Source organism: uncultured Pelagimonas sp. (assembly GCF_947498515.1).
Lineage (GTDB): Bacteria > Pseudomonadota > Alphaproteobacteria > Rhodobacterales > Rhodobacteraceae > Pelagimonas.
On record NZ_CANMKO010000013.1, the window covers coordinates 116,050 to 142,291 of the forward strand.

At 57.0% G+C, this 26,242-nt stretch carries 21 protein-coding genes; 14 read left to right on the top strand and 7 right to left on the bottom strand.

Annotated elements, in window-relative coordinates:
- Positions 1-37 precede the first annotated feature (37 nt).
- Positions 38-1,267, bottom strand: a complete 1,230-nt coding sequence (locus Q1A43_RS20345; protein WP_299938313.1) for an MFS transporter — start codon at positions 1,265-1,267, stop codon at positions 38-40.
- Positions 1,268-1,298: 31 nt separating this feature from the next.
- Positions 1,299-1,742 (bottom strand): helix-turn-helix domain-containing protein, encoded by a 444-nt coding sequence (locus Q1A43_RS20350; RefSeq protein WP_299927195.1) that lies wholly within the window; start codon positions 1,740-1,742, stop codon positions 1,299-1,301.
- Between the two features lie 98 nt (positions 1,743-1,840).
- Between Q1A43_RS20350 and Q1A43_RS20355 the strand changes: the two genes are divergently transcribed.
- From Q1A43_RS20355 to Q1A43_RS20390, 8 genes are all read left to right on the top strand, one after another.
- Positions 1,841-2,185 (top strand): hypothetical protein, encoded by a 345-nt coding sequence (locus tag Q1A43_RS20355; RefSeq protein WP_299938316.1) that lies wholly within the window; start codon positions 1,841-1,843, stop codon positions 2,183-2,185.
- The gene (locus tag Q1A43_RS20360; RefSeq protein WP_299938320.1) at positions 2,182-2,568 is read left to right on the top strand and encodes an MAPEG family protein; all 387 of its coding nucleotides are present in this window, start codon (positions 2,182-2,184) and stop codon (positions 2,566-2,568) included. The genes Q1A43_RS20355 and Q1A43_RS20360 overlap by 4 nt, the downstream gene beginning before the upstream one ends.
- 118 nt (positions 2,569-2,686) lie before the next feature.
- Positions 2,687-4,102: a YcjX family protein gene (locus Q1A43_RS20365; RefSeq protein ID WP_299938323.1), complete on the top strand. Its 1,416-nt coding sequence runs from the start codon at positions 2,687-2,689 to the stop codon at positions 4,100-4,102.
- Positions 4,099-4,635, top strand: coding sequence for a GNAT family N-acetyltransferase (locus Q1A43_RS20370; RefSeq protein ID WP_299938326.1), 537 nt, complete (start codon positions 4,099-4,101; stop codon positions 4,633-4,635). The genes Q1A43_RS20365 and Q1A43_RS20370 overlap by 4 nt, the downstream gene beginning before the upstream one ends.
- The gene (locus Q1A43_RS20375) at positions 4,628-5,641 is read left to right on the top strand and encodes a YcjF family protein (RefSeq protein WP_299938329.1); all 1,014 of its coding nucleotides are present in this window, start codon (positions 4,628-4,630) and stop codon (positions 5,639-5,641) included. The genes Q1A43_RS20370 and Q1A43_RS20375 overlap by 8 nt, the downstream gene beginning before the upstream one ends.
- A gap of 157 nt (positions 5,642-5,798) precedes the next feature.
- Positions 5,799-8,612 carry a DUF2339 domain-containing protein gene (locus Q1A43_RS20380; protein WP_299938332.1) on the top strand — a complete coding sequence of 938 codons (2,814 nt, stop codon included), beginning with the start codon at positions 5,799-5,801 and terminating at the stop codon, positions 8,610-8,612.
- 74 nt (positions 8,613-8,686) lie between these two features.
- Positions 8,687-9,415, top strand: coding sequence for a VIT1/CCC1 transporter family protein (locus Q1A43_RS20385; RefSeq protein ID WP_299938334.1), 729 nt, complete (start codon positions 8,687-8,689; stop codon positions 9,413-9,415).
- 112 nt (positions 9,416-9,527) lie between these two features.
- Positions 9,528-9,824, top strand: coding sequence for a hypothetical protein (locus Q1A43_RS20390; protein ID WP_299927218.1), 297 nt, complete (start codon positions 9,528-9,530; stop codon positions 9,822-9,824).
- Here Q1A43_RS20390 and Q1A43_RS20395 read toward each other — a convergent pair.
- A complete protein-coding gene (locus tag Q1A43_RS20395) occupies positions 9,807-10,982 on the bottom strand; it encodes an NAD(P)/FAD-dependent oxidoreductase (RefSeq protein ID WP_299938335.1) in 1,176 nt (391 codons plus the stop codon). The two genes, Q1A43_RS20390 and Q1A43_RS20395, sit on opposite strands and share 18 nt — an antisense overlap.
- Before the next feature lie 181 nt (positions 10,983-11,163).
- Between Q1A43_RS20395 and Q1A43_RS20400 the strand changes: the two genes are divergently transcribed.
- From Q1A43_RS20400 to Q1A43_RS20410, 3 genes are read left to right on the top strand one after another with little or no spacing between them, the layout of a single operon-like run.
- Positions 11,164-11,466, top strand: coding sequence for a hypothetical protein (locus Q1A43_RS20400; RefSeq protein ID WP_299938336.1), 303 nt, complete (start codon positions 11,164-11,166; stop codon positions 11,464-11,466).
- Positions 11,447-12,769 (top strand): SDR family oxidoreductase, encoded by a 1,323-nt coding sequence (locus tag Q1A43_RS20405; protein ID WP_299938338.1) that lies wholly within the window; start codon positions 11,447-11,449, stop codon positions 12,767-12,769. Before Q1A43_RS20400 ends, Q1A43_RS20405 begins: the two co-directional genes overlap by 20 nt.
- On the top strand, positions 12,769-13,242 hold the full coding sequence (locus Q1A43_RS20410; RefSeq protein ID WP_299938340.1) for a DUF2269 domain-containing protein: 474 nt from the start codon (positions 12,769-12,771) through the stop codon (positions 13,240-13,242). The genes Q1A43_RS20405 and Q1A43_RS20410 overlap by 1 nt, the downstream gene beginning before the upstream one ends.
- 1 nt (position 13,243) lies before the next feature.
- Here Q1A43_RS20410 and Q1A43_RS20415 read toward each other — a convergent pair whose 3' ends face one another.
- Positions 13,244-13,651, bottom strand: coding sequence for a group III truncated hemoglobin (locus tag Q1A43_RS20415; RefSeq protein ID WP_299927230.1), 408 nt, complete (start codon positions 13,649-13,651; stop codon positions 13,244-13,246).
- A 122-nt stretch (positions 13,652-13,773) separates the two neighbouring features.
- On the opposite strand from Q1A43_RS20415, the gene Q1A43_RS20420 reads away from it, so the two are divergent.
- The 3 genes from Q1A43_RS20420 (at position 13,774) to ileS (ending at position 18,711) form a co-directional block, all read left to right on the top strand.
- Positions 13,774-15,036, top strand: coding sequence for a P-loop NTPase fold protein (locus Q1A43_RS20420; RefSeq protein WP_299938343.1), 1,263 nt, complete (start codon positions 13,774-13,776; stop codon positions 15,034-15,036).
- Positions 14,996-15,610 (top strand): hypothetical protein, encoded by a 615-nt coding sequence (locus Q1A43_RS20425; RefSeq protein ID WP_299938346.1) that lies wholly within the window; start codon positions 14,996-14,998, stop codon positions 15,608-15,610. The genes Q1A43_RS20420 and Q1A43_RS20425 overlap by 41 nt, the downstream gene beginning before the upstream one ends.
- A gap of 173 nt (positions 15,611-15,783) precedes the next feature.
- On the top strand, positions 15,784-18,711 hold the full coding sequence (ileS, locus tag Q1A43_RS20430; protein ID WP_299938349.1) for an isoleucine--tRNA ligase: 2,928 nt from the start codon (positions 15,784-15,786) through the stop codon (positions 18,709-18,711).
- Positions 18,712-19,020: 309 nt separating this feature from the next.
- On the opposite strand, the gene Q1A43_RS20435 is transcribed toward ileS, so the two are convergent.
- From Q1A43_RS20435 to Q1A43_RS20445, 3 genes are all read right to left on the bottom strand, one after another.
- Positions 19,021-23,679: an Ig-like domain-containing protein gene (locus tag Q1A43_RS20435; protein ID WP_299938352.1), complete on the bottom strand. Its 4,659-nt coding sequence runs from the start codon at positions 23,677-23,679 to the stop codon at positions 19,021-19,023.
- Between the two features lie 378 nt (positions 23,680-24,057).
- On the bottom strand, positions 24,058-24,699 hold the full coding sequence (locus Q1A43_RS20440) for a DUF1826 domain-containing protein (RefSeq protein ID WP_299938355.1): 642 nt from the start codon (positions 24,697-24,699) through the stop codon (positions 24,058-24,060).
- On the bottom strand, positions 24,696-25,910 hold the full coding sequence (locus Q1A43_RS20445) for a GTP-binding protein (RefSeq protein ID WP_299938369.1): 1,215 nt from the start codon (positions 25,908-25,910) through the stop codon (positions 24,696-24,698). The genes Q1A43_RS20440 and Q1A43_RS20445 overlap by 4 nt, the downstream gene beginning before the upstream one ends.
- Between the last annotated feature and the right edge of the window lie 332 nt (positions 25,911-26,242).

A 26,242-nucleotide genomic window follows, 5' to 3' on the forward strand; every position in this document is an offset into this window, starting at 1 on the left:
ACAGTCTGGAATACCTGTCCGATCAAGTCCGCAGCGGTCACACCCGCAATGTGCGCCAGCCATAAATCGCCAATCCTGTCATCCCAAGGGCCGCGCCCCAATAGGGCAAGCGCAGCGCCATTTCGCGGCCCAATGAGGGCTCAAAAATTGCAACAATTGCCCCGCCCAATAACGCTCCAATTGGAATCCCACCCCAGCCGAAAAAGCGATACACGCTGTTAACCCGCCCCAGCAGGTCGTCGGGGATCACCCGTTGGCGATACGATACCGTCACGATATTCCACAACAACGCCGCGAAGCTTTCGACAAACAATGCCCCGCCAACCACCCAAGGCGAAGAGGTCAGAGCAATGGCCAGCATCGGCAGCGGAAACAAACCCAATGCCAACCATAGGCTCGGCCCCTGCCCGATGGCGGCAATCACCCGTGGCCCCAAAAGGCCACCAACAACGCCGCCCAACGCAGCAGACGTCAAAAGCACGCCGTGCGCAGCCGCCGAAAGGCCCAGAATTTCCTGACTAACCAAGACCACAAGGGTCATCCCCATGATCGACAAGCCATTGAGCAACCCCAGCATCAATGCGAGTTTCAAAATCACCGGATGCGCGCGCATCCACGCCCAAGCTTCACGGGCTTCGTCGAGTGGGCTGCGTTGGATTCGAGCTTCACGGGCCTTGAGCGTTATGCCCGCCACCAAAATTGCCGCCACGGCAAAGCTAACTGCATCCAATAGGAACGGCAGTGGCAAGGCCAAGGCGATGAGAACACCGGCCAAAGGCGGGCCAATGAAATGCCCCATAACGTTTTCGACTGTCCAAAGTCGGCCATTTGCAGCCTCAAGGTCGTCGGGTTGCACGATCGAGGGCAACAGGGTTTGCGCGGCATTGTCGCGAAGCACCTCGGCGCTTCCCAACAAAAATGCCAACCCGGCCAGCGCCGCGATATAAAGACCATCGCGCGCCGGCGGGAAATCCGCCACCGACAGGATCAAACCAATCACCGCCAATGTTAGAGCGAAACGCACCCAATCGCTGCGCAATATCAACTGCTTGCGGTCCCCACGATCGGTGATCACCCCGGCGGGAATGGAAAACAACAACCAAGGAAGGCGCACCGCCGCGCCAACCAAGGCAATCAACATCGGGTCGCGGGTGATGAGCGTCGCAAGCCATGGAAAGGCCAAAGCCGACACCCCATCGCCTAGATTGGTCACCGCCGATGCGGTCAAAAGCCGCCCGTACCCCGGATTTCTCGAAAACAAAGACATGGTCGCCAACCTGATCCAATCGGGCCGCGCGTCAAGCCTCGGCCGCGGGCAATCCTTTATCGACCTTGTCGATTTCCGCCTCGTACCATGCGATTGTGCCTTTGGGGTCACTGCGAAAAGCGGGGGCAAAGCTTGGCGGTGCGGCGCTACAAGGGTCAAATTCGGTTGACCAGACCATCATGCCCAACAAGGCCGGAAGAAGCGCGCGCGATTTATCCGTTGGCCGGTAAAACACCTTGTTGCGCGCCGTGCTATCCACATGCCGGGTGAGCATTCCGGTTTCGACAAAATGCGCCAAACGGCTGGCCAGTATATTGGTCGAGATGCCCTCATCTGAGGCCAGAAATTCGCCGTAATAGCGTTTGCCGTGCAACAACACGTCCCGCAACAAAACGAAACTCCATTTGTCACCAAACACACCGGCCGCATAGCGCACCGGACACCCATTCCACGGAGTTTTGTCAGCTTTTGTCATGAAGATCATCTAGCGCAAAATCTTTCGCTTGCAAAACAAAAGTGAATCGCCCATCAATTCACTTGCAAATAACAAGTGATATACTGAAAGGACCCGCCATGCATTCCCCCTTTGTTTGGTTTGACAATATTGGCCCCAAACGCGCCAAAACCACTGATTTCCTGGCCAAAACCTTTGGCTGGCAGCCCCAAGACATTGGCCCAATGACGTTTCTTACCAATGACGGTGACAAACCCTTTGCCGCCACCTGTGACGAGATGCCCGACATCTCCGGCTGGGTTCCCTATGTCGAAGTCGAGGATCTAAGCGCCGAAACCACCAAGGCCGTCGCCAATGGGGCCTTGATTGTTGCCGAAGGTTTGCAAGGGCCGGCGGGTACGGCGACCTTTATCCGCGACCCAGGCGGTGCGGTTTTGGCGATCTGGAAACGGGCTGCATCATGATTGCCCCTGTTACGCTTTACTTCGTCGCTGGCTTTGCTTTGATCCATGTGGTGATCACCATGTTGGTCGGTGCGGCCCGCGTCCCCAACCAAATCCACTTTTATGACGAAGGCGATCTTGCTCTGCGCCGCAACATGCGCGCCCATGCCAATTTCACCGAAAACCTGCCGATGGCTTTGATCGCCATGGCCGCCGCGGAATTATCGGGAACACCAGCGGTGTGGATTGTCCTTGGCGGGCTGGTTTTGCTGGCTGGGCGGGGGATGCATTACCATATCATCCGCACCAAGGGCTGGGGCCCAACCCGCGCCGTGTCCATGTTGATGACACTGATCCCCATCGCTGGATTTGCGGGTGTGACGCTCTGGAATCTCACGACTTGAGCAATGGCACTGGCCCCAATGTGGGCCAGTTCCGGTAATTCCCCCTCACCTGCCCTCTGGTTGTTCGGGCTTGGGATGACTAAGTTGGCCCCAAGGTCAGGTGAGAGGGCAGAATTCTATGGTAATTGGCGCAATTGCGGAGTCGGTAAGCCGCAGTGTCGGCAATGTGACGGACACGCTCTCCGAGACCTTCATGGAGCCGACCATCCGCCTTGGCGTCACTGGTTTGGCGCGGGCCGGTAAGACGGTGTTTATCACCTCCTTGGTGGCCAACCTGTTGGATCGCGGGCGCATGTCGCAGTTGGTAGCCCAATCCGAGGGCCGCATCTTGTCGGCCTATCTGCAACCCCAGCCCGATGACACAATCCCCCGGTTTGACTATGAAAACCACCTTGGCGATTTGACATCACGCACGCCAAGCTGGCCTGACAGCACCCGTTCGATTTCCGAGTTACGCTTGTCACTCAAGGTGCAACCAACCGGTATGTTGTCCGGGTTTCAAGGGCCGCGCACCGTCCACCTTGATATCGTCGATTATCCGGGTGAATGGCTTTTGGACCTGTCTTTGCTCGATAAATCCTATGCGGATTGGTCGTCTGAAATGTTGACCCGTATGGCGCATCGCCCCGATGGCCCCGCCTATGTCGATATGGCCCGCAACGAACCTAGCACCGACAATTTGGACGAATCTCGCGCCCGCGCCTTGACCGAAACCTATACTGCCGCACTACATGTGGCGCGAAACGCCGGGTTTTCAGATTGCTCACCGGGGCGGTTCCTTTTGCCCGGTGAATTGGCCGGTTCGCCGGTTTTAACCTTTGCGCCGCTGCCACCCAAGGGAACGGTGCCGCGAAAATCGCTTTGGCGCGAGATGGAACGCCGGTTTGAGGCATACAAATCCCGCGTCGTGAAACCGTTTTTTCGCGATCATTTTTCGCGCATTGATCGTCAGGTCGTGCTTGTCGATGCGCTTGGCGCGATCCACGCCGGGCCGCGCGCGGTTGAGGATTTGCGCCAGACCATGGCCGATATTCTCACGGCCTACCGCCCCGGTGCCAACGCGTTTTTGACCAATCTGTTGCTTGGCAAACGGGTAGAGAAAATCCTCTTTGCGGCGACCAAGGCCGACCATTTGCATCACTCGCAGCACCCGCGCCTGACCGGCATTATGGAGGCGATGACCCGCGAAGCCCGCGACCGGGCCCGCTTTGCCGGGGCAGAAACGCAAGCTTTGTCGCTCGCTAGTCTGCGCGCTACCACAGAACAAACCATTTCGCATGGTGGGCGTGACCTTGATTGCGTGCGGGGCACTTTGCTGAAGACCGGCAAACAGGCGGCGTTTTTTCCCGGTGAATTGCCCCAAGACCCAACTCATTTGTTGGGGCCCGCCCGTGACGGGGCCGAGGCGTGGTTGGGGCAAGATTACGAGGTGATGAATTTCGCCCCCGCCCTGCTCACCCTCAAACCCGGCGAAGGCCCGCCGCATATCCGCCTTGACCGCGCTGCGCAGTTCTTGATCGGTGACAAGCTATGAGCGCGATCTTCCTCCGCCCGGCCCATGACATGGACGCCGGAAGGCTTGGCGCGCTGATCACCGCCGCCGTGGCCGCCCATGATTGGAAACCCCTTTTGCACAGCGCCGCCGAGGATATCGCCCATGCGGGCCATATGATTGACCGAGGTTGGATCACGGTTGCCGAAGACGAAACCGGTCAGATCACCGGCTTTATCTCGCGCGATGGGACCTATGTGCATGCCCTGTTTATCGCCGAAGCCGCGCAAGGGGCCGGTGTTGGCAGCGCCCTGTTGGATCATGCCAAAACGCAGGTAGATCAGCTCGACCTTTGGACCTTTGTCGCCAATCGCGGTGCGCGGCGGTTCTATAAACGCAGCGGGTTTAGCGAGGTTGAACGCGGTGACGGCTCGGGCAACGAAGAAGGTTTGCCCGACATTCATCTGCTTTGGGAAAAACCCAAAGTTGACGCCCCAACCAAGGACGCACCGGTCGACAAGACCGATGCGGTTGAGAAAACAGACCGAGTTGAAATGGAGGACGCACATGACTGATCCCAAAGGCCCCGTCCTCATCAATCTAGAAGAAGACACCAGCCCCACACCGTCCCCATCCGATGTGCCACCGGTACCAGACACCGCCGACGGCATCGCCCCTCAAGGGCAAGCCATGACCACAATTGCGACCCTGGCGGCGCGCCAACCCTCGAAACTGGCGCGATGGTTTTGGCGGTTGTTGGGGGCCTTGCTGGGCACGGTTATCTCGATTGCCGCGTGGAACTACGCCACCTCTTTGATTGCCGCGAACCCGGTTCTTGGCTGGGCAGTTACCGGATTGATCGCGCTGTTTGTGCTCGTCTGCCTGATGATTGCGATCAAGGAACTGTCGGCCTTTGCCCGACTTGCCAAAATCGACGCGCTTCACCGCGCCGCCGATTCAGCTTTGGCCGACGATAGTCTTGAAGGTGCACGAAAAGTGACGACGCAATTGCTGGCGTTGTATCACGGGCGCGACGACCTGCGCTGGGGGGCCGAACGATTGGCCGAGCGCAAGGACGAAATTTTTGACGCGTCTGGCTTGCTTGGCTTGGCCGAGACCGAGTTGCTTGCCCCGCTTGACCTCGCCGCCCAGCGCGAAGTCGAAGCCGCCGCCCGGCAGGTCGCCACCGTAACTGCGCTGGTGCCCTTGGCGCTGGCCGATGTGGCGGCGGCCCTCACCGCGAACCTGCGGATGATCCGGCGGATTGCCGAAATCTATGGTGGCCGCTCGGGTACGCTTGGCAGCTGGCGATTGACCAAAGCCGTGATGTCGCATCTGGTTGCGACTGGGGCGGTGGCCGTCGGCGACGATATGCTTGAACCGATCCTGGGGGGCGGGTTGTTGGGCAAACTGTCCCGCCGCTTTGGCGAAGGTTTGGTGAACGGCTCGCTTACTGCGCGGGTCGGCGTCGCCGCGATTGAGGTCTGCCGGCCCCTTCCCTTTACCGCCTCCAAACGCCCGTCGGTTTCTGCTATCATCAGGCAGGCCTTTGGCGGGTTATTTTCGTCAGACAAAGGCTGAGGTTTGCGCCCAAATTCCATACATGGAATTTGCAAAATCCTTGCAAGGATTTTGGGTGTGCACGTTGAAACCCTAACGTTTTGAGGGTCAGGTTTGCCGCACCTTCCCCCAGCTGTCATAGCACGGTATCCTTCGTCAAATTACGTGGGATTTAAAGATGATAGATGAAGCGGTTTTGCTGATCGGCCTTGCGGTTCTGACCATTCCGGCGGGGTTGATTTGGCTTGCGGTTTCTCATCTCCGCCTACGTCGCGAAGTCAAAATGCTGCGCACTGCTGTTGACGCCCTTGGCCACCCGCCTGCTCCCAAACCTTTTGCCCCAGTTGCGACGGCTGAAAATGTCGTCCCTCTCACCCAAACAGCCGACGCTCCAAGCACCAGCTCTGATGACGCGCCCTTACCAACACCGACCCGCCCACCTGTTTGGGACAGGCCACACAAAGACATCCCACCCAAATCCGCCCGCGAACCGGTTGTCTTCAAAAGGGAACAGTTGGACGCACTCCTGACATGGCTGCCCGAGAACTGGTTCTACGCGGTCGCGGCCCTGTCTCTCGCGCTTTCTGGTATATTCCTTGTCCAATACGGTATTGAAACCGGCTTACTCAGCCCGGCAGCGCGGGTTGCCTCTGCTCTCGGATTTGGCCTTGTCCTGATCGGCGCTGGCGAATGGATTAGGCGGCGGTTTGGCGATTCAGAAGCCAGCAGCACCGCCTACCTTCCCTCAGTCCTTAGCGGTGCCGGCCTTGTTACATTGATGGGTGGCATTCTGTCGGCCCGCATGCTCTACGATATGATCGACCCGGGCGCCGCCCTATTCGCGCTATTTAGCGTGGCGATCGGGGCAATGATTTTGGGCTGGTTTCACGGGGCTTTGTTGGCCGCCATCGGTGTGATCGGCGGCATCGCGGCCCCGTTCCTTGTCGGTGGAAGCAGCGACAGGCCGGAATGGCTCTTTGTCTATTTCGCTCTGATGGTCGGGCTTGGCCTTGCGATTGACACCGTCAAACGCTGGGCTTGGATAAGTGTATTGGCGCTTGTGTGCGGTACGGTGGCGGGTGGTCTTTTGTGGTTTGGCGAAACCGGGTCTGCATCCCTCTCTGCGGCCTATGCCGGGTTCGCGGTCGTGTTGGTGATTTTGGTCGTTCTGATCCCTGCCCGCGGAGTGATGCCGGATCATCAAGGGGCCTGTGCACTCGAAGCGCTCTATGGGTCTGTCATCCGTAGCAAAACCAGCCGCTGGCCCATTTTCCCCGCCCGCCTATCCGGTGTCATGAGCCTGACCTGCTGTGCCATCCTGTTTGTCACAGCGATGGACAGTAGCGGCAATTTCTGGCTCAACATATGCCTTGCCTCGGGCTTGACCGCTCTGTTCACCGTCTGGGCGCGCCCTGCACCGGCGATCCAAGACCATGCGCTTGCCCCAGCTTTGACCCTTTTGGCCCTGCTTGGATCGTGGGATACCACTTACCTTGTCCTACAGGACCTCAGCGCCGGTTTGGCCGCTCAAGACGGGCAAACCGAAACCCGCCTGCCTATGGATATCACTTGGGCGCTGCTTGCAGCGATTGTGCCAAGCGTTTTGGCGGCGTGGCACAGCTTAAAAACCGAGAGGTTTGCCACCTTCTGGGCTGCTGGTGCGGTGCTTTTGGCCCCCTTGGCGGGTTTGGCCTTGGAATTAACGTGGCAGCCCATAACATCAATCGGGGCATGGCCTTGGGCCTTTCATGCGCTCGCCCTTGCGGTGTTGATGACCCTATTCGCCACACAATTCGCCAAAGCCGACGCTTTTGACAAAACCCGCACCTCGCTTGCGGTGATCTCGGCGTTGGCGTGTTTGGCCTTTGCCGTGGGTGTCGTGCTGTTTGACGCGGCCCTAACCCTCGCCCTTGCCGCCACAGTCTTGGCCGCGACCCTGCTAGATCGACGCTTTAACCTGCCCTTGATGGGGGTCTATATTTCGGCGGGGATTATCGCGATCGGCTATCGCCTTGTGATTGACCCCGGTCTGGATTGGGCGATCAACGCACCCGTCTTCCAAATGCTGGCCGCCTACGGGGGCACAACCGCCGCGCTTGTCGCCGGTTACTTTGTGATCGCCCCAATGGACCGGCCCCGCTCCAAAGTGTTTTTGGAAAGCGCCGCCCTTTCGGTTGGTGGCATGACCCTGAGCCTAACGCTTTTCCATGTGCTGGATGCCGTGGCCGGGCGCGGAGATCACAGCCTTCATTGGGAATTTGGGCTACATGCCACGATCTTCATCGGCCTTGTGTTGGCACAAGTGCTCCGTATGGAACTTGGGGGCAAAATGCGTTGGATGCGCATGTCCTTGGCGGCCATTTATGCCCTCTTTGCCCTTGGTACATTGGCGTTTGGAGTGAGCGTTGTCAGCCCGCTATTTGGCCATCTGCTCGTCGATCAATCTGTGGTCGGTCTGCCGCTGCTGAACACTTTGATCCCGGCTTATTTGATACCAGCGCTGGCGCTTGGGTTTGGGGCTTTGCGCCTCTCCGCCACGCGCAAAAGGCTACGCATTGGCTTTGCCACGCTGTCCATCGCCATGGCCGCCTATTGGGCCGTGTTGGCGATCCGGCATTTTTGGCGCGGGTCTGACCAGATGCCGATGTCTTTTGGCGTTACTCAGCCCGAGCTATATAGCTACACCGTCGCCCTGTTGCTCACTGGCGCGGCGCTGTTTTATCAGGCTTTGGCCCGTCAATCGGACCGCCTGCGTCAGGCAGGTGTCGTGGTCATCGGCCTTGCCGTCGCCAAGGTGTTTTTGATCGACATTTCAGGGCTACAGGGGCTGACGCGAGTGTTTTCCTTCCTCCTTCTCGGGCTGTCATTGGCCGGTTTGGCGTGGTTGAACCGCTGGGTGCAATTGCGCACGGACGACCCGGACAAAGACCCCGACGATCCAGCCCCCGTTCCCGCCCCGAACACAGACCCGGAAATTGATCGGCTGGATTGATCCAGCGCATGGTTGCCCGACATTGAGAATGCCACGGTGCCATGGGGTTTTGCCCCTAGCCAAGGATGATCTTCATGCCCAGCAACCCAACACCACTGGAACATGGCCACTCACAGGCCGAGATTGACGCCCGTTTGGCGCAACCACCGGGCCGGGGCGATTTGCGCGACATTGTGTACGGGGCGATTGACGGATCGATCACCACCTTTGCCATCGTGGCCGGGGTGGCTGGGGCTGGCTTGTCGCCCTATATTGTCGTGGCTCTTGGAGTGGCGAATGTGCTGGCCGATGGGTTTTCCATGGCGGCGGGCAACTATTCCGCCACCAAGGCCGAACTTGATGACATCAAACGCCTACGGGCCGTTGAAGAACGCCATATCCGGGTTGACCCAGAGGGTGAGCGTCGTGAATTGCGCAGCATTCTGGCGCAAAAGGGCCTTTCGGGGCAAACTTTGGACGAAGCGGTCGATCAGCTCGCCGCAAGTCGCGAGACATGGATCGCAACCATGCTTGAAGGGGAATATGGATTGGCCTCGGTTGACCCGCACCCGATGCGCGCCGCTCTGGTGACCTTTGGTGCCTTCTTGATCGCCGGGTTGATCCCGCTCTTGCCGTTCCTGCTTGGGCTGGCCTCGGCCTTTCCGGCTTCGGTTGTCCTCACCCTGATCGGCTTCTTCGGCATCGGGACGCTCAAAAGCCGCTGGTCGCTAAGCCCATGGTGGCGATCTGGGTTGGAAACTCTGGCCATAGGCTCGGTTGCCGCCGGGATTGCCTTTGGCGTTGGGTCGCTTTTTCACATCTAACGCCCCTTTATCCATGGGTCAGGAATACGTGACTGTGCCAGTTACCTTTGCTGACTTAGGGTCAGTTTAAAGATCAGAAGCGATTCACATTTCATTTTATCGGAGGTCAGAAATGGCCGATTTTTTCACGGTGTCCGACGCGGACACCCTCTATAGACTTGTCGGCGTGTTGGGGTTTGCAGCCTATGTCTGCGTCTACACCTGCCTGACTCTGCGTATTCTCAGCAGTGAAAGCATCCGCTATTTTGCCTTTAACACCTGCGCTGCCACTTTGGTTTTGATCAGCCTGAGCCATGAATTCAATCTGGCCTCGGCGTTGATTCAAGTGTTCTGGATTGTCCTTGGTATCATTGGCATCACTTTGCGCGTCATGCTGCGTTGGCAGGACACCCTATTGTGCCGGCGGTAACAGGTCACCACAAACCAGCCGGGTTAACATCCGCCGCATGCGCGGATGCATCGCCATCGGTGCCAAGACCCGATCACGTAGTACCGGCAAGATCCGGCTATTGGATTGATACATCGGCGTAAATGCCTTGCTCATCGCCTGATAGGCCTGAACATGCCAACGCCGCGCTTGGGCATAGGATCGGGCCGCCTTGGCCATATCGCCATTGGCACTGCCTACCGCTTGCGCCAAAGACCACGCATCCAAAAGGGCCATATTCGCCCCCTGCCCCAATTGCGGGCTGGCACGATGAGCAGCATCACCAATGAACACGACATCACGGGTATAGGGGCGCAAGAGGGTGCCATGGGCATAACGCGCCATGGTCATCTGATCCACATGCTCGATCTGGCTGGTGAACGGCGTGAAATCAGGCCAAAGCACTGCGGCCTCTTTCTTCCATTGCGCCAAACCTCGGGCCCGCCAGACATTATAGTCGCGCGCCGGTAGCGACCAAAAGATCGCTGCCTTTTGCGTGTTTTTTTGGTGATCCATCTGCCCAATCGGCAAGACGCCGACCATGTGGCGCGCCTGTTTATAACGCTGGCGCAGCTCATCCATCGGCAAATCCGTATCTTCGGGCCAATCAACCGTAGCCCAGAGCGCCCCATATCCCAGCCCGCGCGCTTTGATTGGCGACAAAACCGATCCGGCCCCAGAGGCATCAACGATTAGGTCAAACGGGCCGTGCCGATCTTGGGCTGTTTCGACATACCCACTTGCAGCTGTCGTCACCTCTTGCCCTGCAATCAGGTTTGCCCCTGCACGCCTTGCCGCGTCCAAGAGACAAGAAAACAAAGCCGCGCGATGAATGGCGAGACCAAACAAAGGCAAAGCAGGCGCATCATAGGTGACGTCCAAAACAACCCGATCCTGCGCCGCCTCGGTTCCCAACATACGGAAAAGTTTTTGTCCAAGCTCTTCGACCGCGTGCCCGATGCCAAGTTTGTGCAACACCCGCTGGCCAACCGGTTGTATCACCAGCCCCGAGCCAACCGGCGCAGGGGCATCGAACCGGTCAAAGACACGGACATCGTGGCCACGCGTGGCCAAAGCCGCAGCAAGGGCAAGCCCGCCGATCCCGGCACCAACGATTGCTATATTCAATTGGCCGCTCATGGCCCTCAAACCCGCCCAGACACATACATTTACGTAGCGGCAGAAAACGCCGCGACATCGCAATACGCAAGGGACGCGGCGCCGCAGGGCGCAGATGTCGCGGCGATTGTGGTGCTTGACGCTATGCCGTGCATGGCATGATATGCACTTAAACGCGCGCTTGCTGAATTGGAGAGCAGAAATGAAATGGCAAGAGCTAACAACCCTGACGAAATCCGCCCTGTTGGTTGCGGCTTTGGGGTTTGTTTTGCGGTTCACATCAACTGGCACCGCCGAGGTCGATGGGCAAATAAGCTGTACCCATGTCGATTTTGCCGCGTTGTGTTTGGGTGGTATCGCCATGGCACTTGGCGGCGTGGGCACGTTCAAGGCGCGCGATCTAGAGGTTGGTGCAAAGACCAACATCTGGCTCTGTCTTATGGTTGTTGCCATTGGCCTGTTACATTTGATGCGGGGGCTCGGCCTTGTCGGCGGCCCCTGTTAAAGTTCCCCCTCAAACCGTTTTGGTTCTCGGCGCTTACGGGCTGATCGGGGCCGAAGTTTGCGCTGCACTGTTCCGTGCTGGTCACTTGGTGCGTGCCGCCGGGCGCGACCCGGATGCCGCCGCAAAACGCTTGCCCGACTTGCCATTTGTCGCATTGGACATGGCGCAGCTGACCGATTCCGGCGATTGGGCCGCGCCTTTGGACGGTGTTGATGTTGTGGTCAATTGCGCCGGGGCGTTGCAGGACGGCGCACGTGACAGCCTCGAACCCCTGCACCACCACGCGCTTGCGGCTTTGGCGCAGGCGGCGAAAACGCGTGACACTCTGGTCATCCAGATCTCCGCCATTGGGGCCGATCTGGACTCCCCGCTCGTTTTTCTCGCATCCAAGGCCCGCGGTGATGCCGCGCTTTTGGCATCTGGTGCACGCGCCGTGGTATTTCGCCCCGGATTGGTTCTGGCCCAAGGGGCCTATGGTGGCACGGCTTTGGTACGGTTGTTGGCAGCGGTCCCCTATCTCCAACCCCTCGCGCTCCCAAACGCTCAAATGCAATGCGTCAGCGCAACCGATGTAGCCGATGCCGTGGTAAAGGCTGTCGCCGGATACGTGCCAACCGGCCAAATCTTTGATCTGGTTGAAACGTCCCCGCAATCCCTGCGCGATATCATCGCCGGACACCGCGCGGCCCTAGGGTTCAATCCGGCTCGGCGTGAGTGGGTCGCCCCCGATTGGATGCTTGGCGTAACCGGATGGGTGGCGGATAAGCTTGGCCATTTGGGTTGGCGCAGCCCGTTGCGCAGCACGGCAACCAAGGTATTGCGCTATGATCTTACCGGCGATCCAACCCCGTGGAACTCCCATGATCGCCCCTTGCCGGAAATGCCCGCCATACTGAAAAACCTAAACCTTGGCCCTGAGCATCGCCTACAAGCGCGCATGGCGCTTCTCATGCCGATTTGCGTCGCTGTTCTGGCGTTGTTCTGGGCGTTTTCCGGCCTCATGGGGCTCATAAGCCTTGACCGCGCGGCAGCGCAACTAACTGCGCAGGGTTGGGGTGATGGCATGGCCCGCGCCTCGGTTGTGTTTTGGTCTTTGATCGATATGGCCCTGGCGGTTGCACTGCTTTGGCGGCCTTGGGCGCAACGGGCTTGCCTAGGCATGATCGCGGTCTGTTTGATCTATTTGGGCCTTGGCACTTTGGTCACTCCGGCAATGTGGCTTGATCCACTTGGCCCCTTACCCAAAATCGCCCCGGCGCTGGTCTTGTCCCTCGTCACTTGGGCGCTTTTGGAGGAACGCTGATGCTTTATGAGCTGGCGCTGCGCTGGATGCATATTGTCGGCGTGGCCGTTTTATTTGGCACCGGTGCCGGGATCGCGTTTTTCATGTTGATGGCGCATATGACCCGCGACGCCAAACTCATCGCCCATGTCGCCGGAACCGTGGTTTTAGCCGATACGCTTTTCACCGCCACCGCCGTTGTGGTCCAACCGATCACCGGCTGGCTGCTTGCCCGCGCGGTCGGTTGGGACTTGAGCGAAGGCTGGATTCTCCTCTCGCTCGGGCTATATGGTCTTACGGGTATACTTTGGTTGCCAGTGGTTTGGATTCAACTCCAGCTTCGCAAAATTGCGCAAGAATGCAGCGCACAAAACACCGCCCTTCCGCCTCGTTATTTCAAACTATTCCGTATCTGGTTTGCCTGCGGGTTTCCGGCGTTTTTCGCTGTTGGTGGCATCTTGTGGCTGATGCTTGCCCGTCCAGATATTTGGTAGGCTAGCTCAGGATCGGCACGCCGCCGGGTCCGGTTTGTTTCTCGACAACACCGGCCCGCAAGGATCGCCCGATACGATGCGCCAAAGCCGACCAAGCCTCGGCCTGATCAGGGCGTAACTCGCGCCGCAAAACGCTATCAAACAGGCCCAGCCACGCATCAAACATGCCGGGGCGCACATTGCCTGCATCGCGATGCACCAAAAGTGGATTACCGTCATAGCTACGCTCATGAAGGATGGCATTGGCCCAAAATCCAGCGATTTTCGCCTCATGACTTGGCCAATCCGTCACGTGAACCGCAAAAACCGGCCCCAATCCGGGATGTACCCGCACCGCGTCATAAAAGCCTGCAACGACTCGTTCGATTTCGGAGCGGGTGATGTCAAATCGCGGAGGTATGGTTGCCATGATGAAACTCCTTTGAACGCTAGATAGGCACGATGACCTTATTCGAAAACAGGCAGATTGGCGCAGGGTTGAGGTTCTTTGCAGCTATTGAGAGAGTGCCCGCAATGGAACGAGGGTGAGTCATGAGTAACGAGACTGACAAAGCCGTGGTTGAGGCTTATTTGAAGCAAAAGGATCCCGGTTACGCTCTGTTGATTGACGCCCCATGGGGGGCGGGAAAAACCCATTTTATCAAAAGTGTCATCAAGAGCAGTGCTTCGGACGCCATCTATGCGACACTCTACGACGTTCACTCCTCGGATGCATTCGATTGGGCCTTGGTTCGGGCATCAAATACTCTGGGCAGCGGCAGATTTGGCAAAGCCTTCGACATGCTGACTGGCGCCGTTGGCAATACCAAAGCCGGTGATGTGAACGTTAATCTGGGCAACCTGGGCAAAGCCGCATTTACAGAATACGCCTTACGAAAATTGTCCAACACCTTGATTTTCGACGATATTGAACGTTGCGGATTGTCTCACAAACAGTTGTCAGGCCTGATCAATCGGTTTGTGGAGCATCAAGGCAAGCGGGTGCTCCTTCTCGCCAATTCTGAAAAGCATTCAGACAGGGATAGTTTCGATACAAGACGAGAAAAGCTGATCGGGCAAACTGTGACGTTGAAAGCAGATTTGGACGCGGCTCTGGTTGGGGTTTGGGCCAAGATAACAAATGATCAGGGCAAGGCTGAGCTGCAAGCCCGCCAGCATCTGATCAAGGAAACCTTTGAGGAAGCAGGCCACCAAAACCTCCGCCTTATCCTGCGCGCAGTGCACGATTGTGCAGTGATGTTGGGTGCTTTGACGAAGGAGATGTTGGAGTTTGAGGAGTCCGTTGACCGCCTCATCCGCACGCATCTTGCGCTGCACATGGCCTATCATGGTGGAGAGATTGGGAAGGATGAGCTAAGTGATCCCCCTGTAAAGTGGTCCGGAGTTTTCCGAGACAAAGACGAAAAAGACTCGGTAAAACCTTCGCAGCACGAGCTCCGTTTTGGAGTCGTTCGGAGCAATCACTTAAAGGCCGATATCGAAACTTCCAGCGGCAGCGTGTTTCCTTTGGAATTGCGACACGCATTGTTGGTTGATGGTTACGCACCCAAAGAGCAAATTCGTGAAACGCTGGCGAAAACCAACCGTTTCAAAGAGCGCAAAAAACGTCCTGACAGTTTCCGTATGATGAATTGGTACGACGAACCCGTCAAAGAGCTAACAGAGCTCATTGCTCGGGTTGATAGCGACATCAACCGACATAGCATAATCGAACCTGACGAAATACTCTGCGTCTTTTTTTGCAAAAAGACAGATGATCGAACGCAGTTTGTCCGATCAAAGCGGCTTTGTTGACAATGTTGCAGACTACATTGAAAAGCTGTCAGAACTCAAAACGTTACCACCTAAACGGCCATCACGAACCCAAGATGGGTTCAGCTATGGGTTTGAAGAAGACAAGCCAAATGGCAAGATACACTTCGGTTACTTTTCAGCCCGGGCGACGGAAGACGATACAGGCCTACAAGGCTTGGTGGACACATTGCGACAAGCAATGGATCAGGCCTTTGAACGCTCCAAACCTGATCTGAATAAACAGGTCGCGGACGCCATTCGGGATGGGAACTTAAGGCACTTCCTTCCTGATACGTCAGTGGATAGTATCAGCATTGCCAGATCGCCAATTTTGCATGAGTTGGACCCTGCCGATTTTGCCACCGCATTTCTGTACCTCTTTGAAAGAAACAAGGACGCAGTGAACCAATTGGGCGCCCTACTTGAATCGCGAGCACGTTCGACGAGGTTCAGCGAAGAACACGACTGGTTCCGCGAAATGGCAGAGGCCTCAATCACCCAAGCCGCAGCCAAACACCCGCTTCTTGCCGCGCAGGTGAGGCTTTTTATCGCGCGCCACATGACGCCGTATTGAGCCACTGGACCCCAGCGCAACACGGGCCTATAAGCCACCCATGATGTACACCGTCGCGATCATCATTCGAATTATATACCCGGCGCTCTGAACGCGAGCTGCCGGGACAAGGCGTATGGAATACCGCGCCGCCTCTCCTTATTTCCTGATAGATCAGTCCAAGGACGCCCCTCATGTGCGCCGATACGCCTAAAGATACCGCTCAAGACACTCCTGAGTACAAACAAACCCTGAACCTGCCGAAAACCGATTTCCCGATGCGCGCGGGTCTTCCCAAGCGCGAACCTGCATGGTTGGAACGCTGGGCCGAGATCGGAGTTTACGACCGCCTACGTGAAAAGGAAGGGCGCAAGCCGTTCACGCTTCACGATGGTCCCCCCTATGCCAACGGCCACCTGCATATCGGTCACGCGCTGAACAAAACCATCAAAGACATGATCGTGCGCAGCCATCAGATGATGGGGTTTGACGCGCGCTATGTGCCGGGCTGGGATTGTCACGGCTTGCCCATCGAGTGGAAGATCGAAGAGCAGTATCGCCAAAAGGGCAAGAACAAAGACGACGTCAACGTTGTTGATTTCCGTCAGGAATGCCGCAAATTCGCCGAGGGCTGGGTTGATGTTCAGCGTGACGAATTCAAGCGTCTCGGCATCACCGGCAATTGGGCCGATCCCTATCTGACAATGAATTTTCACGCCGAACGGGTGATCGCCGAGGAGTTCATGAAATTCCTGATGAACGGCACGCTCTATCAGGGCTCGAAACCCGTCATGTGGTCGCCGGTTGAAAAGACCGCGTTGGCCGAGGCCGAGGTCGAATACCACGACCACAAAAGCCACACGATCTGGGTGCCATTCAAAACCCAAAATGGATCTGGCGACCTAGCCGGGGCGCGCGTTGTCATCTGGACCACGACACCATGGACGATCCCCTCGAACAAAGCTGTCGCCTTTGGCAAGGGCATTGCCTACGGGTTGTACGAAGTCACCGGAACACCGGACGAATGCTGGTGCGCGGCTGGTGACACATATATCCTTGCCGACACATTGGCCGAAAGCGTGTTCACCGCCGCCCGGCTTGAGGATGGTCAATACAAACGCGTCCGTGATGTGAGTGCAGATGAACTTGATGGTCTCACCCTCGCCCACCCGTTTAACGGTGTTGAGGGCGCAAACGGCTTCTGGGACTACGACGTGCCAATGATCGACGGCGAGCATGTCACCGACGAAGCCGGGACTGGTTTTGTCCACACCGCCCCAAGCCACGGTCAAGAAGACTATGAATGCTTTGTTGCGCGCAACTGGCTTGACCGGATGACCCACAATGTCGGCGAGGAATCCGAATTCCTGCCGCATGTGCCGTTCTTTGCCGATCTGCGCATCATCGACAAAAAGGGCAAAGAGGGCAAAGCCAACAACGCCGTCATCGCCAAGCTTGTCGAGGCCGGTGGCATCATCGCCCGTGGCCGCGTGTCGCATAGCTACCCGCATTCTTGGCGCTCAAAGGCCCCGATCATCTATCGTAACACCCCACAATGGTTTGCCAGCGTTGACCGCGAAGTTGGCGATGGCCTTGATACCCATGGCAAAACCATCCGTGAACGCGCTCTGACATCTATCGACGCGCTGGTGAAATGGTTCCCGCAAACCGGGCGCAACCGGTTGTATTCTATGATCGAAGCGCGCCCCGATTGGGTTCTGTCGCGTCAACGTGCCTGGGGCGTTCCGCTCACCTGCTTCACCAAAAAAGGTCTCTTGCCCACTGACCCCGATTTCCTGTTGCGCAATGACGCTGTGAATGCCCGCATCGCCGAGGCGTTTGAGGTTGAAGGCGCGGATTGCTGGTATGTCGATGGGGCCAAGGAACGTTTCCTTGGCGATGACGTGAACCCGGATGACTATGATCAGGTGTTTGACGTTCTTGATGTGTGGTTCGACAGCGGCACCACCCATGCCTTTGTTCTACGCGACCGCGAAGACGGCACCGAAGACGGCATCGCCGATGTCTACATGGAAGGCACCGACCAGCACCGCGGTTGGTTCCATTCATCGCTGTTACAGGCCTGTGGCACCTTGGGCCGCGCGCCTTATCGCAACGTTGTGACCCATGGGTTCACGCTTGATGAGAAGGGCAACAAGATGTCCAAGTCATTGGGCAACACCATCGTTCCGGAAAAAGTTGTCCAACAATACGGCGCGGATATCCTGCGCCTTTGGGTGGCCCAGACCGACTATATGGTTGATCAGCGTATCGGCCCGGAAATCCTTAAGGGTGTTGCCGATAGCTATCGCCGTTTGCGCAATACTATGCGCTATATGCTTGGCGCTTTGGGCGATTTCTCCGAAGATCAACGCGTTGCGGTTGAGGATATGCCAGAGCTGGAACGTTGGGTTCTGCATCGTCTGGCCGAGATCGATCATCAGGTCCGCAAAGGCTATTCCGAGTTCGATTTCCAAGGCGTCTTTTCGACGGTCTTCAACTTTGCCACTGTCGATCTGTCGAGCTTCTATTTTGACGTGCGCAAGGATGCGCTCTATTGCGATGGCGATAGCGAACGCGCCCGCGCCTGCCGCACCGTTCTCGACATCCTCTTCCACCGTCTGACCACATGGCTCGCACCGATCCTTGTGTTCACAATGGAAGAGGTCTGGCTCGAACGCTTCCCTGGCGATGACAGCTCGGTCCACCTGATCGATATGCCCGACACACCCAAAGAGTGGCTGGATGAGCCGCTGGCGGCGAAATGGGCTGAAGTGCGCAAAGTCCGCCGCGTGGTGACCGCCGCGCTTGAGGTTCAGCGGACCGACAAAGTGATCGGCGCCTCGCTTGAGGCCGCGCCGGTTGTGCATGTGCGTGATGCCGACACCTTGGCAGCGTTGAAATCATTGCCCTTTGATGACATCTGCATCACTTCAGCGATCTCGCTGACCGGTGATCCACAACCCGCCGAAGCCTTCCGCCTGCCGGAAACCGAAGGCGTGGGTGTGGTGTTTGAAAAGGCCGAGGGTGAGAAATGCCAGCGCTGCTGGAAGATCCTTCCCGATGTTGGGCGACACGCCCACCCGGGCACTTGCAAACGCTGTAACGACGCGTTGGGCTAAACAACAAAGGCGGGGGAAACCCCGCCTTTTTCTTATTGCATAGGGACTTAAAGGCGCGTTCAACCCGCAACTTGCTGTTGCTGGTTTCTCATTGGGCGGCTTGTTCCAGGCACCTCAAAACCGCCCCTTGAAACGAGGTGCCGGGCCACGCAATCGCCCGTACCCAATCGACCAAGTCTCACTTGGGCAAGACACAATAGCATTGCCCGTCTAAAAGTAAGGCCGCCCGTCAACAATCGACAGGCGGCCTTACTCTTTTCCAAGCGAAAACCCGAACCTTTGGTCATCACTTAATGCGGTTCAATCGCCTCACAAAATGAGATCACCCGCATCAAATGTCGGAGTGCCTTCAAGATCGACCGACACGTCGGCCACCCCGTCACCATCCGTGTCCAAAGACAATCGGCCGATCGTGTCATCGTAACGAATTTCACCGGCGGTCGAGGTGAAGCCCCCGTTGCCAATGAAGCTCAGACCAAGACCAAAACCGCTCAGATCGACTTGGTCGATCCCGTGTTCAAAGTCCGCGATCGTGTCACGCTCAACACCGTCTGGGCTGTCGCTGATACTCGCAAAGACAAAGACGTCGGCACCAAGACCACCGCCAAGATAGTCGCGCCCGGCCCCACCATCCACAGTGTCATCACCGGTACCGCCAAAGACGCGATCATTACCGCCTTCGCCATAAAGCGTATCACTGCCAGCGTTGCCGGTGATCGTATCACGCCCCTCACCGCCGTAAATAACATCTTCACCGTGGACACCGCGCAAGGAGTCATGACCGGCGCCACCATGGATTTCATCGTCGTCATTGCCACCTGACAGCGTGTCACTGCCACCGTCTCCGATCAACGTGTCATTACCATCATTGCCATAAGCTCGATCGTTACCGGCACCACCGACAATCCGATCATTGTCATCGCCCCCCGACATACGGTCATTGCCCTGACCGCCATACATGGTGTCTTCACCTTCAAAACCACGCAGGATGTCACGCCCATCATTGCCTGCAACGATGTCATCCCCACTGCCACCGGAAACGGTGTCATTGTCTTCGCCGGCTCGGATGGTGTCATCCCCACCGCCACCGTTGACAACATCATTGCCGCCACCGGCATTCATGCTGTCTGCGCCATCGGTCCCGTCGAGGGTTTGGCTACCTGAATCACCGGCAATCGTATCGACCACATCCGTGATGTCGACGTTCACCGTCGCCAAGAGCGGATTGACGGAGCCGTCGTTGGCGTTGATCGTGATCGTCGCCTGATCGTTGCCCGCCGCATTGAGCGCACCGGTGTATTGGATGTTGCTTGCCGTGCCGAGATAGGTGTTGATGTCCGCCGCCGTGCCGACAAGGGTGATCGTCGTGGCATCGACAAGCGTTTCGGTCACACCAGCACCGACACCTGCGCCATCCGCCGGGGTGCCAAAACTGCCCGCGCTGGCGACAAGCGTCACCGTCAGCGTATCACCATCCACATCCGCCAAGGTCATCGCCGAAAGGTCAACGTTCGAGGCCGTGTCTTCGGTCACCGTCACATCACTCGGCGCGCCGCTTTGCGTTGGGGCGTCATTCGTCGCCGTGATGTCGACGTTCACCGTCGCCAAGAGCGGATTGACGGAGCCGTCGTTGGCGTTGATCGTGATCGTCGCCTGATCGTTGCCCGCCGCATTGAGCGCGCCGGTGTATTGGATGTTGCTTGCCGTGCCGAGATAGGTGTTGATGTCCGCCGCCGTGCCGACAAGGGTGATCGTCGTGGCATCGACAAGCGTTTCGGTCACACCAGCACCGACACCTGCGCCATCCGCCGGGGTTCCAAAACTGCCCGCGCTGGCGACAAGCGTCACCGTCAGCGTATCACCATCCACATCCGCCAAGGTCATCGCCGAAAGGTCAACGTTCGAGGCTGTGTCTTCGGTCACCGTCACATCACTTGGCGCACCGCTTTGGGTTGGGGCGTCATTCGTCGCCGTGATGTCGACATTCACCGTCGCCAAGAGCGGATTGACGGAGCCGTCGTTGGCGTTGATCGTGATCGTCGCCTGATCGTTGCCCGCCGCATTGAGCGCACCGGTGTATTGGATGTTGCTTGCCGTGCCGAGATAGGTGTTGATGTCCGCCGCCGTGCCGACAAGGGTGATCGTCGTGGCATCGACAAGCGTTTCGGTCACGCCACCACCGATACCTGCGCCATCCGCCGGGGTGCCAAAGCTACCCGCGCTGGCGACAAGCGTCACTGTCAGCGTGTCGCCATCCACATCCGCCAAGGTCATCGCCGAAAGGTCAACGTTCGAGGCTGTGTCTTCGGTCACCGTCACATCACTCGGCGCACCGCTTTGGGTTGGGGCGCTGTTTGCCACTTCGAAACTGGTTGTCGAGAAGGGTAAGAGGTTTTCACCGTTGGTTTGATCGAGCGTCCAGTTGCCTGCGGTGTTGACCTGAGAGGCGTAATTGGCAATCGAGGTGAGGTTGTCGCGTGTTCCGGTATAGGCTGCGCCATCGGGGGATGTGCTTCCGTCAGATAGGCTGATTGCGGTTGTTCCAGCAACAAGCCCCGTGTTGGTCAGCCCGCCGGGGTTAAATCCGAACCCGAGTTCATCGGTGGCAATACCCGCTAGGAACTGGGTACTCGTCGGCGCATTCTGGGTGCCGACATAGGCAAAAATGACATCGCCCGCGCTATTGATATCAAAGGAATTCGTCTCCTGAATCAGCCCGACAGAGGCCCCATACCCGGCAACATCACCATCACGTACATTGCTAAAGGTGACGACCGTCCCGGCGGCAATATCGCTTGTCACTGTCCAGGTAATCGTTCCCGCATCTGCGTTAAACGAGGTCCCTGTCCATTCATTGTCGGTAAAGAAAACCTGAAACGGGTTCGAGGCCCCATTCAGGTCTTCGAGAACAACAAAGGAGAGGTCTTCGTTGCCATCCACGTTCAAACCGGTGAAGGCAATCGCCCCAGCCGAGAGGCTCGGCGTGCTTAGGGCCGGAAGTTCGGTCGAGAAGTTCCAATCAGTGGTGTTGGAAATTCCGCCAAAATCGTTCCCGGCGGTGTCTTCAATCGCACCAGAGTCAATTTGAACATAGTAGGGCTGAGCAACAGCAAGGTCATTGGTTGGATTGATGGTCACCGTGGCTCCGGAAACGGAAACCTGACCAGATGTCACATCAATTTGCGCGACAATTGAATCATCGACGCCTGAGTAGATGGTTATGTTGCCGGTGCCGACCTGAACGTCTTCGTTGAACGTAATGGTCAGATTAGAGCCAACGGCAACGGATGCGGTGCCATCCGTTGGGCCCACAGACAAGACGCCGGGCGGGGTGACATCCGGGCCCGCAACAGAAAACGTGGTCGAGGTGAACGGTGACAAAGTTTCACCATCACCGACACCATTGACCGTGGTGTAATTGCCAATAGACACAGTGTTCAGATTGTCGAGGTAGCCGGCAAATGTCGCCTCTGTTGACCGATCTCCGGTATAGCTGGCGCCATCCAAACCGTCTTCTAATGTGCCGAAATTGGCCGCTGTTGTGCCTTCGACAAGGCCCGTGCCGCTAAGCGTACCGCCGTTCCGGGCAAAACCGGTGTCGTCGGTCGCCAAACCGGCAAGAAAGGTTCCCGGTGTTTCTAAGGAGCCAATATAGGCAAGCACCGTGTCACCGGATGAAGATGGTGCAAAGGAGCCATCTAGAGAAACAAAGCCATGGGACACTGTAAAGTTGGACGAGTTCAGCGTTGCGTCGGATCCAACGTCGCTAAAGTTGACCACTGTGCCCGCAGTGACCAGTTCATCAATCGTCCAGATCACCGTGCCATCGCCACCCGTCGCAAGGGCGCTACCGTTCCAGGCTTGGTCCGTAAAGAAAATCTGGAACGGGTTTGAAGATCCGTCCAAGTCTTCTAGAACAACGATGGAAAAATCGTCGGCGTTGGCCTCATAGTTGAAACCGGTAAACGCGATCGATCCCGCGCTTAGGGCCGGAGCCGCTGAAATGCTTGGCAAAACGGTTGAGAAGTTGAAATCTTGCGCATTATTGATTCCGACATAGGCATTGCCCGATGTGTCGGTGATCGCGGTGCTGCTGACCTCGATATGATAGCGGGTGGCGGTTTCGAATGTCCCGGTGGGGTTAATCGTAACCTGCATGCCCGAAGCAGAAACCGCGCCGCTTGGAACGGTGATCGTTTCGAAAACACTGTTGTCGTCGGTTCTGCGGATGGTGATTGTACCCGTGCCGACTTGCACATCTTCGTTGAACCCTAGAACGAGGTTTGAATTCAACCCAACATTGAGGGCACCATCTGTCGGCGATAGCGTCGAAAGAAGCGGTGCGGTCGTGTCCGCACCACCGGTGGTAAACGCCGTCGTGTTAAATGGGAGAGCTAACGTTCCATCAGTGGTATGGAGTGTCCAATTGGCGATGGTGTTCACTGCCGCCGAATAATCTTCGAATGTCGCGCCGGAATCGCGCGCGCCAGAAAAAACACCACCATCTACACTGTTGTTTAAGGCCAGACCGGTTTCGATGGCCGTTTGGCCAACAACCAAACCGGTCCCGCTTAGGGTGCCCGAAGAATGCGCAAAACCCAATTCATCCGTCGCAAAGCCCGAAATAAAGCGCGAGGGTGTGCCAAAGCTGCCCTGATAGGCCAGTATTGAATCGCCACCTGATGACAAACTCAAAGTTCCGCTAACGGAGCCATGGCCACTTGAAACCGTTGGCGACACGGACAGGTTGTTAAAGCTGATCACGGTCCCGGCCGCCAAAGAGGCTGGCGTTGTCCATGTCATCGTGTCTTCGCCCGGGTTAAAGGCGCTCCCGTTCCATTCGTCATCTGTGAAATAGACTGTGAGAGGTGCCGTTATATCAACAAGTAAGACGATTGCGAAATCGTCAGGTGCGTCAAAGTTATAACCGACAAATGCAAAATCGCCTGTGTCCAATGAAGTAACCATTAGGTTCCCTCCCCCGATGTAATTGGCCAAAAAAACCGTTAAAAAAACCGATAAAAAGATGCGTAACTTGGTGTCTTCGCTACCTGTTTAAGATGTAAAAGCAAAACACCTTGCACGGCAACACCTAACTATTGTCAGCCTAAGGCAATCAGGACCCAGTCCGAGCCCTATGCGTCCGCGTATCGGAGTTTCTGCTCCACCTATGATGGGTTAGCCGAACGATGATGAAATCCCAGTTTTGAAGATAAGCTGGGATGCAGTGCTTGATCGGGGAAAAAATATGTCCACACCAAAACGCACCTGGCAAAGATCAGCGACCAGATCGTCACCAAGTGTGTTGCCAAACGGCTCCCTTGCACCTGTTGGAACTGCGCGTGTTCAAATCGCGTTCTCGGGATCTTCCACCTTATCAAGAACAAGCAAAAGCCGGGTTTCCCCCGTGCCGGCGATGGGAGGTGAGCGATGAAGAAGGTTGGCGCGCGGCTTCTCGGGCCAGTTTTGTCCACGCAGCACAATCGGCGCACCTGTGGGTGTCGTGAAAATCCGGCTTGGGTCATTCCCCGGTTTTGCCGTGCCGTATTGCGTTCCGGTGCCACGATAGGTGCAGACCAGACGAGCGGTGATGGCATCCACGTGAAATTTTCGACAGGCATTTGTTGTCACTGCGTCCAAACGCAAGCGCAAGTAACGCGCCGATGTCACCTCGGCAAATAACGTTGCAAGCGCGGCAATATCGTCAATCAACCGCGCGCGCTCCGCCCCATTGGGCGTTTTGGCATCATCACAAATCGCGCCCAAAGCGTCGCGGGCCCGATCAGGGCGCAGAACAATACGGGCGGTCGGAAGCCGATTTGGGTCCAGCGTATCAATCCAGTTTTGAAAAGACGGCAATGGCTGGCGTTGCCAGATCGCAGCGGCACACCTCGGGTTTTGAATGGCACTAAGGGCCGAGGCTTGGTCACCAATATGCACCCCAACCGGGTGAGTTTGAGCAAACCGGTGAAGGGTTGCCGCGCTCATGAACCTTGGCCCCAACGTGGGAATGGATCGGCCATACCCGCCCAGTCTTGCGGGATGAATTCATCCACATTCAACAAAGCCGCATTCAACCGGGCCGAAATCGTTTCGCGGTCCAAACCGGCCCCAATAAAGACGACTTCCTGACGGCGATCCCCCCATGGTTCGGCCCAATTACGGGCAATTTCGGCCTGTGCCTCTGGATGGGTTGGCAAACGTTCGTGGGGGACCGCAGCCCACCAAAGCCCCAAGGCCTTGACCGACGACAAAGCCCCAGCCAAGCTAAATTCCGCTGCCCATTCGGGCTGCGTTGCGATCCAGAAATGCCCCTTGGCGCGGATGGTGCCGGGAAGCTCACCGGTCAACACCGCATGGAGTTTTTGCGGATCAAACGGCGCGCGGGCGTGGAACACAAAAGACGTGATGCCGTATTCTTCGTCTTCTGGCGTGTGATTGGCAAAGCCATAAAGCTCTTTGGCCCACATTGGATGTTCATGTGCCGTGTCGAAATCAAACAACCCGGTGTCCAAAATCGCATTGGCGGGAACGTCGGAATGATTGGTTTCAATGATCTTGGCATCGGCATTCAGACTGCGAATGATTTTGCGGGCATTGCTGCTGCGCTCTGGTCCAGCGTCGGACACTTTGTTCAAGATCACCACATCGGCAAACTCGATCTGTTCAGTCAACAGGCTGACAAGGCTGCGATCATCCTGATCCCCAAGGGATTCACCGCGATCCGTCAAAAAGTCGTGGGACGAAAAATCCTCAAGCAGATTGACGGCATCAACAACCGTCACCATCGTATCAAGGCGCGCCACGTCCGAAAGGCTCTCGCCGTTTTCATCACGAAAATCAAAGGTGGCCGCGACCGGAAGTGGCTCGGATATCCCTGTGGATTCAATCAACAAATAGTCAAATCGCCCCTCTTCGGATAGGCTGCGAACCTCTTTCAAAAGATCGTCCCGCAGGGTGCAGCAAATACAGCCATTCGACATCTCTACTAGCGTCTCTTCTGAGCGCGACAACTCGGTGCCCTCGCGGACAAGATCCGCGTCGATATTGACCTCGGACATATCGTTGACAATCACCGCCACGCGCCGACCGTCACGATTGTTGAGTACCCGGTTGAGCAAAGTCGTTTTCCCAGCCCCCAGGAAACCGGACAAAACGGTCACGGGAAGGCGGGAATCTGTGCTGTCGTGGTCTTTCATGGCGAAATCTACTTTTCCTGTTTGCGGCTTTCTGGTCCGGGGCGGGCCGAAATCCAGACCCAAAAGTGTCGTGCTGGCGCTCATTTTGGCTGCCTGGGCCAATTTGCCTATGTGTGTTACGTTATAACATTTTACTTTACAATCCCCATTTCTCTCAATGACCAAGTGGACCGGATGAAACGCCCGAGGACCGCAAACAAAAACGGCCCTAGCCGTAGCTAGAGCCGTCTAAGACGCATGAAAGCGGTTCTTTAAGGTATTAGGAAGAGAGTGATTGCTGGGAAGGCGACGAGGATGACCACTCGGACGATGTCTGAGGTTACGAACCACAT

Bases quoted from the DNA above. Each gene is read 5' to 3' on its own strand.
- Q1A43_RS20345 (WP_299938313.1), bottom strand. From the start codon at position 1,267: ATGTCTTTGTTTTCGAGAAATCCGGGGTACGGGCGGCTTTTGACCGCA.
- Q1A43_RS20350 (WP_299927195.1), bottom strand. From the start codon at position 1,742: ATGACAAAAGCTGACAAAACTCCGTGGAATGGGTGTCCGGTGCGCTAT.
- Q1A43_RS20355 (WP_299938316.1), top strand. From the start codon at position 1,841: ATGCATTCCCCCTTTGTTTGGTTTGACAATATTGGCCCCAAACGCGCC.
- Q1A43_RS20360 (WP_299938320.1), top strand. From the start codon at position 2,182: ATGATTGCCCCTGTTACGCTTTACTTCGTCGCTGGCTTTGCTTTGATC.
- Q1A43_RS20365 (WP_299938323.1), top strand. From the start codon at position 2,687: ATGGTAATTGGCGCAATTGCGGAGTCGGTAAGCCGCAGTGTCGGCAAT.
- Q1A43_RS20370 (WP_299938326.1), top strand. From the start codon at position 4,099: ATGAGCGCGATCTTCCTCCGCCCGGCCCATGACATGGACGCCGGAAGG.
- Q1A43_RS20375 (WP_299938329.1), top strand. From the start codon at position 4,628: ATGACTGATCCCAAAGGCCCCGTCCTCATCAATCTAGAAGAAGACACC.
- Q1A43_RS20380 (WP_299938332.1), top strand. From the start codon at position 5,799: ATGATAGATGAAGCGGTTTTGCTGATCGGCCTTGCGGTTCTGACCATT.
- Q1A43_RS20385 (WP_299938334.1), top strand. From the start codon at position 8,687: ATGCCCAGCAACCCAACACCACTGGAACATGGCCACTCACAGGCCGAG.
- Q1A43_RS20390 (WP_299927218.1), top strand. From the start codon at position 9,528: ATGGCCGATTTTTTCACGGTGTCCGACGCGGACACCCTCTATAGACTT.
- Q1A43_RS20395 (WP_299938335.1), bottom strand. From the start codon at position 10,982: ATGAGCGGCCAATTGAATATAGCAATCGTTGGTGCCGGGATCGGCGGG.
- Q1A43_RS20400 (WP_299938336.1), top strand. From the start codon at position 11,164: ATGAAATGGCAAGAGCTAACAACCCTGACGAAATCCGCCCTGTTGGTT.
- Q1A43_RS20410 (WP_299938340.1), top strand. From the start codon at position 12,769: ATGCTTTATGAGCTGGCGCTGCGCTGGATGCATATTGTCGGCGTGGCC.
- Q1A43_RS20415 (WP_299927230.1), bottom strand. From the start codon at position 13,651: ATGGCAACCATACCTCCGCGATTTGACATCACCCGCTCCGAAATCGAA.
- Q1A43_RS20420 (WP_299938343.1), top strand. From the start codon at position 13,774: ATGAGTAACGAGACTGACAAAGCCGTGGTTGAGGCTTATTTGAAGCAA.
- Q1A43_RS20425 (WP_299938346.1), top strand. From the start codon at position 14,996: ATGATCGAACGCAGTTTGTCCGATCAAAGCGGCTTTGTTGACAATGTT.
- ileS (WP_299938349.1), top strand. From the start codon at position 15,784: ATGTGCGCCGATACGCCTAAAGATACCGCTCAAGACACTCCTGAGTAC.
- Q1A43_RS20435 (WP_299938352.1), bottom strand. From the start codon at position 23,679: ATGGTTACTTCATTGGACACAGGCGATTTTGCATTTGTCGGTTATAAC.
- Q1A43_RS20440 (WP_299938355.1), bottom strand. From the start codon at position 24,699: ATGAGCGCGGCAACCCTTCACCGGTTTGCTCAAACTCACCCGGTTGGG.
- Q1A43_RS20445 (WP_299938369.1), bottom strand. From the start codon at position 25,910: ATGAAAGACCACGACAGCACAGATTCCCGCCTTCCCGTGACCGTTTTG.